Origin of the sequence: Polynucleobacter sp. IMCC30063, assembly GCF_021395235.1 — a bacterium.
Classification (GTDB): domain Bacteria; phylum Pseudomonadota; class Gammaproteobacteria; order Burkholderiales; family Burkholderiaceae; genus Polynucleobacter.
The window spans coordinates 110,544-123,434 of sequence record NZ_JAJVCQ010000002.1; the positions used below are offsets into that span (position 1 = coordinate 110,544).

The window sequence follows — 12,891 nt, forward strand, 5'->3', positions numbered from 1 at the left end:
GTAATTCCTGCATAGTCTTAGCCTGAATTCACTAAACTGAGGGTATGAAGACACTTCCCATTGAGCTAGAAATTGGCTTACGCTATACCCGCTCTAAGCGCCGCAAGGCCGTAGGTAAGCAAGATGGATTTTTATCGTTTATTTCGGCCATTTCCACTGCGGGTATTGCTTTAGGGGTGGCGTCGCTGATTGTCGTTTTATCAGTAATGAATGGTTTTCAAAAAGACGTGCGTGATCGCATGCTTTCGGTCTTATCCCATATTGAAATTACGACTGCTGACAGCATGGGTGACTGGCAGTCTTTGGCTAAAAAAGTTGCGACCCAAGCCCATGTGGTTGGAGTAGCACCGATGGTGACATCCCAAGGTTTACTGAGTCGTGGCGGCACGATGCGCGGTGTAGCCTTACGCGGGGTTTTACCTGCTGAAGAAGGTCAAGTAAGCGATATACCCAAGCAATTTGTTGCCGGCAGTATTAATAACTTACAAGCAGGCTCTTTTGGTGTGGTGCTTGGTGCAGAGTTAGCTAATATGCTCGGTGCTCGGATGGGTGATCGGGTGAATTTAATTGTGCCCGAAGGCGACTTAACACCCGCAGGTGTAATGCCGCGCATGCGCTCCTTGCAAGTGGTGGGCATTGTTGATAGCGGCCATTATGAATACGATAGTTCCTTAGCGATTCTACATTGGCAAGATGCCGCAGCTTTGCTGCGATTAAATAATCCCTCGGGCCTACGCGTGAAGGTCGATGACATGCAACGGGCTCCCGAAATTGCCCAACAACTCTCAGCACTCTTGCCTCAGGCGCTTTGGGTTACGGATTGGTCTCGCTCGAATCGCAATTGGTTTGCAGCAGTGCAAACCGAAAAGAAAATGATGTTCATTATTCTCACGTTGATAATTGCCGTAGCAACCTTTAATTTAGTTTCTACATTAGTGATGACGGTTAATCAAAAGCAGGCTGATATTGCCATCATGCGCACCATGGGCGCAAGTCCTGGTTTAATTCAGCGCATTTTTCTAATTCAAGGCTTAGCGATTGGTTTAATGGGATCTTTAGCGGGAGTAGGCTTAGGCTTATTAATTGCGCTTAATATCGATGTGATCGTACCGGCCATTGAAGCCGTCTTTCGGGTACGCTTCTTACCGCGCGACGTGTATTTCATTAGCGAGCTACCTTCAGATGTGCGTTTAAGTGATGTCTTAACTGTCGGTTTAATGTCCTTTGGCTTATCGATTTTGGCAACCCTCTACCCCAGTAGACGCGCTGCTAAAGTGCAACCCGCTGAGGCTTTGCGCTATGAATAAAATTATTACAGCAAAGGGTCTAGCTAAAACCTACGGCAAGGGACCAACGGCTGTAGAGGTGTTAAAGGATGTTGATTTAGCAGTGAATGCCGCTGAGAAAGTCGCGATTGTGGGCTCTTCTGGTTCGGGTAAAAGTACCTTACTCCATTTATTGGGCGGCTTAGATACGCCTAGTGCGGGTGAAGTAAATCTAGTTGGTGAGAATATCAATCAGCTCTCAACAGAAAAGTTAGATCGCCTGCGTAACCGCAGTTTAGGTTTTATTTATCAATTTCATCATCTGCTGGATGAATTTACCGCCCTTGAAAATGTTGCTTTGCCATTACGGATTCGTGGCCTTTCTAAAGAAGAGTCGCTTGATCGGGCCCGCGCACTCTTACAAGCAGTCGGTTTAAAGGCCCGCGAGCGCCATACCCCAGGTGAATTATCTGGCGGTGAGCGCCAACGCGTTGCGGTTGCTCGCGCTTTAGTTGGTAACCCCGCTTGTGTTTTAGCTGATGAACCGACTGGGAATTTAGATACCGAAACAGCCGATGCTGTGTTTGATTTAATGCTTGATGTTGCGCGCGAGCAAAATACTGCTTTTGTTATCGTTACCCATGATCCACTGCGCGCTAAACGGTGCGATCGTATTTTGCGTTTAGATCACGGTATCTTGCAGCCCTATGTGGCTCGATAGTCATTGTCATTTAGACGCACCTGAGTTTGCAGCGCGTCTGCCTTTAGTAGTTGAGGCGGCAGCAAAAAATTCAGTAAGTGCCATTCTTGTTCCTGCAGTAGAGGTAGCTGATTTTGCGCAGGTGCGTGAGTTAGCGCATCAGTACGCAGAAGTTATTCCTGGACTCGTCTATACCTTAGGAATCCACCCTTTATATATAGGGCGTGCGAAAGATACCGATCTCAAAGTATTGGCAACTGCTGTAGAAAAAGCGCTGGATGATCCTCGCTTTGTGGGGATTGGGGAAATTGGCCTAGATTATTTTGTCGAAGGTCTTGATCCCAAGCGCCAAGCTTTTTTCTTTGAGGCGCAACTCGATTTAGCGCAGCAAATGAATTTGCCTGTGATCATGCATGTGCGCCGCTCGCAAGATGCTATTTTGAAAGCACTACGTCAAAGAAAAATTACTGGTGGTATTGCCCATGCTTTTAATGGCAGCTTTCAACAAGCTGAACAGTTTTTAGAGCTAGGCTTTAAGTTAGGCTTTGGTGGTGCAGCGACTTATCCACGCGCATTGCAAATTCGACGCTTAGTGAGTGATTTACCTATTAGTACGATAGTGATTGAAACCGATGCCCCAGATATACCACCAGCATGGTTAAGAGAAGAGGGGATTCATGATAACGAACCGGCTTTTTTGCCGCGTATTGCCAAGGAACTAGCAGAGCTACGTAATTTAGAGCCCGCCGAATTTGCTCAAGCGGTTTGGCAAAATGCTGCTGAAGCATTGCCGCGCTGGGCGCCTGCACTAGAAAAAAGGATTAATTGATTTTTGGGTTAATCGCTGCATCATGTATTATATTTACAATGATCACTAAGATCATCCACCGTCCATGAATAAAATCACTATTATCAGCCCAAAACTTCAATAATGGGGCATCAGTCATTCGCCTTGATTACGGGGGCAACTAGTGGAATCGGTAGGGCAATTTCTGATTTACTAATTGAGCAAGGTCAATCAGTCATAGGGATTGCTCGAAATCCAGACCCCACCTTTAAGGGGCAATTATTTTTAGCTGATCTTTCGGATATTTCATCTAGAAATCAAATTTACAAAGAAATTACCACTTCTTTTCCGATTGACCGTTTAGTGAATAACATTGGGTTCAATCAGTTGCAGGGATTGCCCGAAATTTCTGCGCAAAATTATCAAAAGATAATTGATCTTAATTTAACCGTAGCTTTGGAATTGACTCAGGCAGTATTACCCTCGATGCTAGCCCTAGGTCAGGGCAGAATAGTCAATATTTCCAGTAGATCAATGCTTGGTAAAAAAAATAGCAGTGTTTATGCTGCAGCTAAAGCAGGCCTAGTGGGTTTCACGAAATCTTGGGCTATTGAACTTGCCCCCTCATCTATCACAGTAAATTGTGTTGCTCCAGGGTCGACTGAAACAGAGATGTTTAATCGAAATAATCCAATAGGATCTCCTGGAAGAAACTCAATAATGGATTCCATTCCTATGAATCGACTTGGAGATCCGCGCGAGATAGCTTCTGCAGTGATTTACTTTTTATCAAAGAGCGCTTCATATACAACTGGCCAAACGATTTTTGTTTGTGGTGGCGCCAGCATTTCTCAGCAACAATTTTAAAGAGGCCCTGCGGCTATTCTGAGACTGAAAAAGCATCATTTTTAAGTATTACTATTGCATTTCGAGTGAGACTATCGCCTAGAGGAGCGCTGCTGGCTACTGGACTTCGCTCCCCACTAGCGTGGTCCGCTGCATCAGTCGGCGTTGCGGCAGCGCGAAGTCGACGTTTAGCCGGTGAACGGTCGTACAGTTGTCCCACATCACGACATCGCCGACTCGCCATTTGTGGCGGTAGCGAAATTTGGCTTGCGTGCAATGCGCATACAGCTCTTCCAGTAGCGCACGCGACTCGCTGTCTGACATACCGACGATGCTGACGGTGAAACCTTCGTTAACGTAGATGCTTTTGCGCCCGGTCACCGAATGGGTGCGAATCACCGGCTGGATTACGTCGGGAAGTCCGGCCCTGCGCTCGTCGCTGATCACTACTTCGCTGCCCGCCGCCTTGCGCGAGCTGATATAACGATCCCAGAAACGGTGCACTGCTTTGAGGCTCTGAAGCTTTGTCTTCATTTCCTCCAACAAGCTGTCATAGGCGGCGGCAGTACTGGCAAACTCGGTGTCGCCAAGCGGCGTGCCGTCCGCGGCGTGCGGTACTTCGATCGCATAAAGGATAGAACCGCGGCTTGGCGACTTGGTATAGGACAAGTCGGTGTGCCAGTAACTGCCGGCGTCCTTAATACCGATGGGCTTGCCGTTCTCGACGATGTTGGAGAGCACATATACCTCTGGGTGCTCTGGCTTGGAGAATTCCCTGAGTACGTGCACCTCGAGCTCTCCAAGGCGGCGGCTGAAATCGACGTGCTGCTCGTCCGTCATCTTCTGGTCACGGAACAGCAGCACGGAATACTTGCTGTAGGCCGCTTCGATGGCAGAAAAAGTTGCGTCGTCGAGCTTGCCGGACAAGTCCACCTCGACAATCTCGGCCCCAAATAGCGGGGATATTGGCCGAATCTGCATGCTTACGCCTCCACGAACTTAGCACCCCGTTGGAACGGGGCGTTTGTTGAAAAAATTGTTTTCAATTATTATAACAATTATAGTATTAGGATTAGCTTAACTATTCTGCGGCAAGCTGTCAATGCAGTTAAACGGGTCTAGAAAATTCAAGACCGCGCACCGTCTTCGAGGAGAATTTTTTAATGTTCATCACTATGCGTACACTCTGTATTGGCCTGCTTCTTCTGCTCATCCAGGCGTCAGCGCTCGCCGAATACCCCGAGCGCACAATAAGGCTGATCGTGCCCTACGCCGCAGGTGGCACAACCGACATTCTCGCGCGCATCATCGGGCAGAAACTCTCCGCCGCCTGGAAGCAGCAGGTAATTGTTGAAAACCACGGAGGCGCGAACGGCAACATCGGCTCGGATATCGTTGCCAAGGCTGAACCTGACGGCTACACTCTGCTGCTCGGCACCTCGGGATCGAACGCAGTCAACCCCAGTCTGTATACGCGCATGCCCTATGATGCAAAGCGCGACCTTGCGCTCGTCACACCAGTGGCGGTAACAGCCAACATTCTTTTGGCCAACCCCAAGTTTGCCGCCAACAACATCAAGGAGTTGATTGATCTCGCCCGTGCCAAGCCCGGCAAGATCAACTATGGGTCGTCGGGCACCGGTAGCGTGCTACATCTATCCGGTGAGATGTTGAAGACCATGGCCGGCATCGACATCGTGCACATCCCGTACAAGGGCACCGGCCCCAGCCTCACTGATCTCATGGGTGGGCAGATCGACATCGTATTTGCGAATCTGCCCTCGATCGTGCCGCAGGTGAAAGCTGGAACATTCAAGGCAATCGCGGTCACCACTGCGCAGCGAGCGAGCGCGCTACCGGATGTGCCGACGATCAGCGAAGGCGGCGTGCGCGGCTACGACTTGAGCTCGTGGTTCGGCATCCTTGTACCTGCGAAGACGCCGGATACGATCACCAACAAAATCAATGCTGAAGTCACTCGTATCTTCGCCGATCCGCAGACGCGCGCGCGCTTGGCCGAACTGGGTGCGGAACCGGTGGCCATGACCACCGCCGAAGCGAAGAAGTTCTTTCACAGCGAGATCGATAAATGGGGGGGTGTCGTGAAGGCGTCCGGTGCGAAAGTAGATTAAAGCCCCAGCCTCTTAGTTGCAAGAGGCCAAAAATTTACTAGTTAAATATGATCATTTACGTACTAAGTTCTGCTGGCATACCCTTACTTTGAGATGATGACCGTCTCATCAACAAATCTCTTAGACCCAAGGTACAGCTCAATTGCTAGGCGACTAAACTGTAATCCTCTATACGTCAATTTTTTAAATAAATATAATGGGAGTATATTAATTATAATTTTTAGACTTTATAGAAGCAAGGGGGCAAGATTATTAAATGATATTAATTTCTAGAAATAATCGTCTATTCAGGGTGGCTTAAGCTCTAGGGTGTTTTAGCCTTTTTATTTATTTCTTAACCTTTATTTGTTCACCTCAGTATCTGTATATAGCCGCTTTTTTTACAGCATCTTTTGTTGTGATTGTCGGAGTTATTGCAATTATTGATTTATTGAAAGATAGACTGAAGTTACGTAAATTTGCACTTAAACAGTAAGTAAGGCGAGCTACGATCGACATGACTATGAGTGAATCGAAATGAAAGAGCTTGACGAACTAGTAAGTGTGCGGGAGCAGATAATTCCGCGCGCAAATCTGAAGCGGCTTGCGAAGCGTAATAACTATGCTGGACTGCTTTTCTTTGCATTTCACTTCGGGGTAATTGCATGCACCGGATGGCTCGTTTACGTCAGTCTCGGGACGATGTGGATTATCCCGGCGATTTTTGTGCACGGCGCGATGCTGGCGACATTGTTTGCGCCCATGCACGAGACGGCTCACGGCACGGCTTTCAGGACGCTGCGGCTCAATGAGGCCGTCTTGTGGATTTGCTCGTTGATCTATATTTTTCCGCCTCACTGGTTTAGGTATCACCATGCGTTTCACCATACGTATACTCAGGTACGGCGCATGGATTCCGCAATGGTGCTGCCGAAACCGATCACACTGAAGGAATACCTGTTCTACGTTTCGGGACTGATGGTATGGAAACGCAATCTATCTTACCTGTTCGGCCACGCTCTTGGCCGCATAGATCCAGCAGAAAGATTGTATGCGCCCGAGGACCAATTTCCTGTTCTGATACGTCAGGCGCGCATCATGCTCTTCATCTACGCCACGGTTGGAATCGTTGCAGTTGCCTATGGCTCTTGGGCACCGGTTATCTACTGGCTCTTACCGCGAGTCGTAGGGGAATCATATGCGCGGTGGATTCGGGTTGCGGAGCATACCGGCTGCGCCGAAGGATCAGATCCTAGGGTTAATACTCGAACCACGCTGACTAATTCATTTATCCGCATCCTTTGGTGGAACATGCCTTATCACGCAGAACACCACCTATGCGCGTATATACCATTTCACGCTCTGCCGAAATTTCATCTTCAGGTTAGGGACAAGGTGACCGTGTCTTCAGGTGGATATTTCAGCGTACATGTGGATCTATTTCGTAAGTTTATACGGTTGCGACATGCCCCACGTGCGCAGTAAGTATATGATCGGTGGGTGAGAAAATCACAGCACAGGGGGAATGGAGGAGTTTGAAATGATAGGTACGAAACCGGGCAAATGGCATCGAGCCGCCGCGACATCGAATATTGAGGACGACGACGTATTAGGAGTACTTCTTGGCGATCAAGGGGAGCATGAAGTCGCCCTGTATAAGATCCAAGGAAACTTTTACGCAACGGCAGATCGTTGCACGCATCAGACAGCCCGTCTGTCGGACGGGCTGGTGATCGACGACTGCATCGAATGTCCGTTGCACCAGGGGCGGTTTCATGTTCCTACTGGAAAAGCTAAAAATGCGCCGGTCAGCATCGACCTAAAGACGTATCCGGTGAAAGTGGAGCAAGATGTGATCTATGTTCTGATCGAGGACACCCAGTTCGACTAACTGGACACTCAGCTAATGGTGCTCTGGATTTATCCTTATATCAATACCCAGCTAGAGGGATTAGAAAATACCTTCACAACAAATTTTCTACCTTAATGACTTCAGGCACAGGTTCATATCTAGTAAAAATAATATTTCTATAATTTAAAACAATATTCTAACTAATTAATCCTTTATAAAGGAACGCGAAATATGAATAAGCAGAACCTAATACTAGTAGCTTTTTTCATGTTTACCCTTTAGTTGTGGTGGCAGATATACCTAAAAAGTATTCGAACTCTCAGAAAGTGCAGTTTAATTAGTTAGGGAACATACTAATTGACCTTTCGTCTAGTGGTGACTAGATTTAAGGTTCTCTCTTGTATTTCAATTAATAATAAAAGGCCATCTATATTTTGCCAGATAACCTTGGAAGCTTTTTACAATAAAGTTCTTGATGTCTATGGGTAAACTACCAAGATTTGCCGACTCGTTCTAATTGGGAAAGGATTGGATCGAGAGTTTATCAATAGGAAATTTTCTACTTGTATAGCTCATGAAATACCATTATTTAATATGACATCTGGAGCAATTTGAATACCCTTATGATCGCTTTTTAAAATAGGATTAATGATGAGTGGTATAGCTAATGGTAGATCTGCGATTGAATTAACAAAAGCGATTGCAGAAAAAGAAATTTCTCCAGTTGAGTTAATGAAGGAGACTCTCGATCAAGCAGAGGCTTTGGAGTCTAAACTTAATTGTTTCGCTACTTATACGCCAGAGTTCGCGATGCATCAGGCAAAATTAGCGGAGCAGGCGGTAATGGATGGCGCACCTCTTGGCTTATTGCATGGACTTCCCGTCTCAGTAAAAGATCTCATATCAGTAAAAGATATACCTTTTTCCTCAGGCTCAAGAGCCTTGGTTAATAATATTGGCCTATATGACGCTCCATCTGTTGAGCGGCTTTTTAAATCTGGCGGGTGTTTAATAGGTAAAACGACTACCAGTGAGTTTGGATGTAAGGCGGTAGGCGATTCTCCTTTAACTGGGATAACTTGTAACCCATGGGATCTCAGTAAAACTCCCGGTGGATCAAGTGCTGGGGCGGCTGCGAGCATAGCTGCTGGCATTACTTCTATTGGTCTAGGAACTGATGGAGGTGGGTCAATACGTATACCCGCATCTCTATCAGGTATTTTTGGAATTAAAGCCCAGTTTGGACGGGTTCCTATTTTTCCTGTATCCGCTACTCCTACGCTAGCGCACGTTGGTCCATTAGCCCGCACCGTTCGTGATGCTGCACTTTTGCTAAAAGCTATTAGTGGCTTTGATAGGCGCGATCCATTTTCTTTATCTGAGTCTGTACCTGATTTTTTAGCTGCATGCGATCAGCCTATTAAGGGTATGCGGATTGCTTGGAGTAAGACGCTTGGGTATGCTAATGTTGACAAAGAGGTGACCGCGATTCTCGAGAAGGCAGTCAAAATTTTTGAAGATTTAGGCTGTCAAGTTATTGAGATTGATTCATTTTTTGAGTCTGACCCAATTGAATTATGGATGTCTGAATTTTATGCTGGTGTCGGAGTGCGGTTAAAAAATACGTTAAGAGACCAGCGTGAATTATTAGATCAAGCCGTAGCTAGTGTTTTAGATAATGCCCTAAGCCAAACTTCAGAAGAGTATTACTCCAATGTTTTTAAAAGATATGAATTTAGAGAAAAGGTAAGGATTTTTTTCGAAGATTTTGATTTATTACTTACGCCAACCTCACCATGCGCAGCATTTGATATAGGCTTGAATACGCCACCAAAATTAATAGATAGAAATATAGTTTCTTGGGTTTATTACACTTACCCATTCAATTTGACTGGGCAGCCTGCGGCCTCAATTCCCGCTGGATTTACCCAGGCAGGATTACCAGTAGGGATACAACTAGTTTCTAAGATTAATTCTGAGGTTGATATCTTTAGGGCTGCCTCTGCTTTTGAGGCAGCACAACCATGGATTAGCTACCATCCAAAACATTTTTATCCACTATAACTATTTAATTTTATTAAGAATAACTAGATATCAGAACAATTCGTTGAAGATAACCATGGACCTTCTAGCGATTGCTAAAAAAATCTGGGGTACTTGCAAAATCAACAACAAGAGGAGCCCGGATAAATTAAGGATACCGAACTACTGTCAAGATAGCCACTTACAATACTGAAGTCCTAGTATTGCAAAAAACTAGCGTAACTCTCTGAAGAACTCTAGAACTTCAGATGTCAATGCAGCAGGTTGTTCCATTGCGGCGAAATGGCCTCCCTTGGGCATCACACTCCATCGCCGTATATTGCTGAAGACCATTTCTGCAATTATCCGTGGAGGACGCAGGATTTCAAATGGGAACTGCGCATAGCCTATCGGCACATCGATAGTTTTTCCTTCAGGCACTATTGAGGGGCTATGTAGCCGGTCGTAATATGGCCAAAACGAAGCACCAATACAACCGGTGAACCAATAAAAACTGATATTTGCTAGCATCTTGTCACGGTTGATGGCGCTATCGGGATTGCCGCCACAATCTGTCCAACTACGGAACTTTTCAACCATCCAAGCTGCAAGTCCTACTGGGGAATCGATTAGAGCGAAGGATAGAGTCTGGGGCTTCGTTCCCTGGATCCACTGGTAACCAGTTTCTTCGGCATTGAAGTGTTTTAGTTGGGCAACAAAGTTCTGAACTTCAGGCGATTGATCCTGATAAAGTGCTGGATCGCGCTTTATCGCGCCAAGAAAGTTAAGGTGAATGCCTTTAAGTCGATCAGCGTGATGCAGGCTCAGACTAGTCGAAATCGTAGAGCCCCAATCACCACCTTGAACGCCAAATTGATCATAACCAAGTGCTGACATTAACTCGGCAACGATATCAGCCATCTGCTTTACTCCAAAGCGTTTTTGTCCCTGCTGGAATGAAAGACCGAAGCCGGGTAAGGAGGGCGCCACTACCGTAAAGGCATCGGCTGGGTCACCCCCAAAAGCAGCCGGATCTGTTAAACGTGGAATGATGTCAAGGAACTCGAATACTGAACCTGGCCAACCGTGTAATAAAAGTAGGGGCATGGGATTTGGCCCCTTTCCCTGAACATGAAGCGTATGGATGTTTATTCCAGAGATAGGAACCATATGCTGGACAAAGGCATTGAGGTCAGCTTCTTGGGCACGCCAGTCAAAGTCACTGAGCCAATATCTTACTAGATTGTGTAAATAACCAACATCAGTACCGAAGGCCCAGGGAGCATCTGGCGCCTGATCCGGCCAACGTGTTAGTGCAAGCCGCGACCTAAGGTCGGTGATTTCGTTATCGGAAACGTGGTATTTAAAAGAATTCATAGTTATGGTTATACAACTTTTCAATACGTAAATTAAGCTTGAGCTAGATTAAGGCTAGGATTTATATTTTATTGATCATTACTTTCAGTAACGCTTGTAGAGTTAATTAATCTAATTTCCTAGGCCCAGACTCAAGTCCTAGAGGGCCAAATTAACTAACTAGTATTTTTATAATTACAACTTACTTCATCTTGCTTTGATAAGAATGCTTTTAATGTAGTTGCTCGACTCGGCCCCTTCCCATTGAGATCAGTTTTAGCTTGTAGGGGTTGCCCTGGCGCACTCTTTTGCGCAATAGCCTGAATAGTTTTAGGTGTTGCTTCAGACATACCAATACCAAAAGCAATTCTGGCGCACTGCTGCATAACTCGGTGGCGCAGCATCCTTCTAGGCATTTTTTGCCAGATAGCGTGATCGTTTTGGACTTCAAGCAAGTATTCGCGTACCGTCGTTGGAATAGCTCGGTCAGTACGGTAAATAGAGCAGCTAATCCAAGTGGGAACATTATTAATGCTTTCCGGTGATTCAGTAAACTCAATCCCGCAAAAGGCGGGGTGTTGATTCATTAATTTAGACCAACCATCTACAGTAATAAAGACTTGCCAAGATCCATCTTCATATTGAGTGAGGCTTACTTCATCTTTGATTGGGTCAAGCCGGTGTTCACTTGCGGTACGCAGTAAAGAAAGAATTACTTTGGCGGGTGCCAATGGGTTTAAGTCAAGCCAGGCTTTTAGCTCCTCGTGCTCTAAGCCAAGGATGCTGGCGGTTTGAGTAACTTCTTTTGCAATGAGCTGCTCAATTAAATCTATGGGCTGATTGTGGGCCGCACCCCTTATTTGCCTTATCTGAGATATCTGAGAAGCTTCATGAGCGATTGGTTCAAGTAGATCCTCTCGCAAATCTACAATTGTGTGTAGCTCCTTAGGACTATTTGCAGTTTTTCTTTTCATGGCTTTCTCCTAATTGGTTTTGAACTCTTTAATTAATAAGCGCCGTGAATTCTGTACTGGGCTTTTGTACTTAGCGCATAGATCTGGATGATCAAGCTCTAACCGCTTGGTATCTAAGCGAAAGCTGGGCTTGGGCGCTTTCCAGGTTGCTAGCGTTTGATTTTGATAGGTAAGTAACTCAGCATTCTCTAGCTGCCCCATTACATGCTGCTTAATTACTGAGATCTCTTCTTCTTTAGTACTGATTTCTGCGTTGAGTAAATGTAAGCGGGTAATTTGCTTCACGGTTTCTAAATTGGCTTCAATCGATTGCTCTGCATTGCCGCGCTTAAAGAGAGCCTGGTAATCAGCTTCACTTTGTGGGGGTGGGGGAAGATCCTTTAGTACATAGTCCTGCCAAAAGCTAGAGGCCTTTTCTAATAGGAGGTCTTCTAGTTCTTTGTCACGCAGAATTTGGTAGATCCGAAAGTCACTATTACCAAAAAGGACTGCCAGATCTGCTTCATCAATCCCTGTAATTGCTTGGTACCAAGCGCACTGACACAAATAACTCATGGGTACCTGATCGGATCCGATATCACCCCAATCACTTTGGGTAAATGGGTTTGCTGTTTTGCATTCCAAAATCTTCGTTGGTGCCATAGCAATACCATCACCATGAACAAAGCGATCGATGTGCGCGCTCATATAGGAGTACTGGGAATGTAGGTAAATGGATTCATCATGAATAAGCTCAAGCCCTGTATAACGCGCGTATTCGCTAGCAACAAACTCCTCGGCAAAGGACCCAAAGCGTAGCGGCAGGGAATCCAAGGCTTTCACCTCCTTACCTGTTTTTTCCATCCAGACATCAAGGGCACTGCGAAATTTGGATAAGCCCAAAATGGCGCCAATGTCAGACCCCCCTATATATTTAGTGCGATCCTGTGTAAAATCTTGATTAATAAGCATTTTTTATCCTTTATAAACAATAAAATA

General features: G+C 45.9%; 12 protein-coding genes. 8 read left to right on the plus strand and 4 right to left on the minus strand.

Features of this window, described 5'->3' with window-relative positions:
- Positions 1-44 precede the first annotated feature (44 nt).
- The 4 genes from LZG75_RS05205 to LZG75_RS05220 all read left to right on the plus strand — a co-directional run bounded on the left by LZG75_RS05205 (position 45) and on the right by LZG75_RS05220 (position 3,619).
- Positions 45-1,307: a lipoprotein-releasing ABC transporter permease subunit gene (locus LZG75_RS05205; RefSeq protein WP_233935945.1), complete on the plus strand. Its 1,263-nt coding sequence runs from the start codon at positions 45-47 to the stop codon at positions 1,305-1,307.
- Positions 1,300-1,986 carry a lipoprotein-releasing ABC transporter ATP-binding protein LolD gene (lolD, locus tag LZG75_RS05210; RefSeq protein ID WP_233935948.1) on the plus strand — a complete coding sequence of 229 codons (687 nt, stop codon included), beginning with the start codon at positions 1,300-1,302 and terminating at the stop codon, positions 1,984-1,986. Before LZG75_RS05205 ends, lolD begins: the two co-directional genes overlap by 8 nt.
- Positions 1,973-2,794 carry a TatD family hydrolase gene (locus LZG75_RS05215; RefSeq protein WP_233923807.1) on the plus strand — a complete coding sequence of 274 codons (822 nt, stop codon included), beginning with the start codon at positions 1,973-1,975 and terminating at the stop codon, positions 2,792-2,794. The genes lolD and LZG75_RS05215 overlap by 14 nt, the downstream gene beginning before the upstream one ends.
- A gap of 102 nt (positions 2,795-2,896) precedes the next feature.
- Positions 2,897-3,619 carry an SDR family oxidoreductase gene (locus LZG75_RS05220; protein WP_233923808.1) on the plus strand — a complete coding sequence of 241 codons (723 nt, stop codon included), beginning with the start codon at positions 2,897-2,899 and terminating at the stop codon, positions 3,617-3,619.
- Positions 3,620-3,715: 96 nt separating this feature from the next.
- Here the strand turns inward: LZG75_RS05220 and LZG75_RS05225 are convergent, their stop codons facing one another.
- Positions 3,716-4,579, minus strand: a complete 864-nt coding sequence (locus LZG75_RS05225) for a TauD/TfdA family dioxygenase (RefSeq protein ID WP_233923809.1) — start codon at positions 4,577-4,579, stop codon at positions 3,716-3,718.
- Between the two features lie 182 nt (positions 4,580-4,761).
- Here LZG75_RS05225 and LZG75_RS05230 point away from each other — a divergent pair, with 182 nt between their 5' ends.
- From LZG75_RS05230 to LZG75_RS05245, 4 genes are all read left to right on the plus strand, one after another.
- Positions 4,762-5,730, plus strand: a complete 969-nt coding sequence (locus LZG75_RS05230; RefSeq protein ID WP_233923810.1) for a tripartite tricarboxylate transporter substrate binding protein — start codon at positions 4,762-4,764, stop codon at positions 5,728-5,730.
- A 516-nt stretch (positions 5,731-6,246) separates the two neighbouring features.
- Positions 6,247-7,194, plus strand: coding sequence for a fatty acid desaturase (locus LZG75_RS05235; protein WP_233923811.1), 948 nt, complete (start codon positions 6,247-6,249; stop codon positions 7,192-7,194).
- 55 nt (positions 7,195-7,249) lie between these two features.
- Positions 7,250-7,600: a non-heme iron oxygenase ferredoxin subunit gene (locus LZG75_RS05240; protein ID WP_233935950.1), complete on the plus strand. Its 351-nt coding sequence runs from the start codon at positions 7,250-7,252 to the stop codon at positions 7,598-7,600.
- A gap of 612 nt (positions 7,601-8,212) precedes the next feature.
- Positions 8,213-9,625: an amidase gene (locus LZG75_RS05245; protein ID WP_233923813.1), complete on the plus strand. Its 1,413-nt coding sequence runs from the start codon at positions 8,213-8,215 to the stop codon at positions 9,623-9,625.
- A gap of 192 nt (positions 9,626-9,817) precedes the next feature.
- Here LZG75_RS05245 and LZG75_RS05250 read toward each other — a convergent pair whose 3' ends face one another.
- From LZG75_RS05250 to LZG75_RS05260, 3 genes are all read right to left on the minus strand, one after another.
- Positions 9,818-10,960 carry an epoxide hydrolase family protein gene (locus tag LZG75_RS05250; protein ID WP_233923814.1) on the minus strand — a complete coding sequence of 381 codons (1,143 nt, stop codon included), beginning with the start codon at positions 10,958-10,960 and terminating at the stop codon, positions 9,818-9,820.
- Between the two features lie 155 nt (positions 10,961-11,115).
- On the minus strand, positions 11,116-11,913 hold the full coding sequence (locus tag LZG75_RS05255; protein ID WP_233935954.1) for a recombinase RecT: 798 nt from the start codon (positions 11,911-11,913) through the stop codon (positions 11,116-11,118).
- 9 nt (positions 11,914-11,922) lie between these two features.
- A complete protein-coding gene (locus tag LZG75_RS05260; protein WP_233923816.1) occupies positions 11,923-12,864 on the minus strand; it encodes a YqaJ viral recombinase family protein in 942 nt (313 codons plus the stop codon).
- Positions 12,865-12,891 lie beyond the last annotated feature (27 nt).

What these genes read in the sequence shown, in the direction of transcription:
- lolD (WP_233935948.1), top strand. Translation starts at nt 1,300, where the DNA reads ATGAATAAAATTATTACAGCAAAGGGTCTAGCTAAAACCTACGGCAAG.
- LZG75_RS05225 (WP_233923809.1), bottom strand. Translation starts at nt 4,579, where the DNA reads ATGCAGATTCGGCCAATATCCCCGCTATTTGGGGCCGAGATTGTCGAG.
- LZG75_RS05260 (WP_233923816.1), bottom strand. Translation starts at nt 12,864, where the DNA reads ATGCTTATTAATCAAGATTTTACACAGGATCGCACTAAATATATAGGG.
- LZG75_RS05230 (WP_233923810.1), top strand. Translation starts at nt 4,762, where the DNA reads ATGTTCATCACTATGCGTACACTCTGTATTGGCCTGCTTCTTCTGCTC.
- LZG75_RS05245 (WP_233923813.1), top strand. Translation starts at nt 8,213, where the DNA reads ATGAGTGGTATAGCTAATGGTAGATCTGCGATTGAATTAACAAAAGCG.
- LZG75_RS05205 (WP_233935945.1), top strand. Translation starts at nt 45, where the DNA reads ATGAAGACACTTCCCATTGAGCTAGAAATTGGCTTACGCTATACCCGC.
- LZG75_RS05240 (WP_233935950.1), top strand. Translation starts at nt 7,250, where the DNA reads ATGATAGGTACGAAACCGGGCAAATGGCATCGAGCCGCCGCGACATCG.
- LZG75_RS05215 (WP_233923807.1), top strand. Translation starts at nt 1,973, where the DNA reads ATGTGGCTCGATAGTCATTGTCATTTAGACGCACCTGAGTTTGCAGCG.
- LZG75_RS05235 (WP_233923811.1), top strand. Translation starts at nt 6,247, where the DNA reads ATGAAAGAGCTTGACGAACTAGTAAGTGTGCGGGAGCAGATAATTCCG.
- LZG75_RS05220 (WP_233923808.1), top strand. Translation starts at nt 2,897, where the DNA reads ATGGGGCATCAGTCATTCGCCTTGATTACGGGGGCAACTAGTGGAATC.
- LZG75_RS05250 (WP_233923814.1), bottom strand. Translation starts at nt 10,960, where the DNA reads ATGAATTCTTTTAAATACCACGTTTCCGATAACGAAATCACCGACCTT.
- LZG75_RS05255 (WP_233935954.1), bottom strand. Translation starts at nt 11,913, where the DNA reads ATGAAAAGAAAAACTGCAAATAGTCCTAAGGAGCTACACACAATTGTA.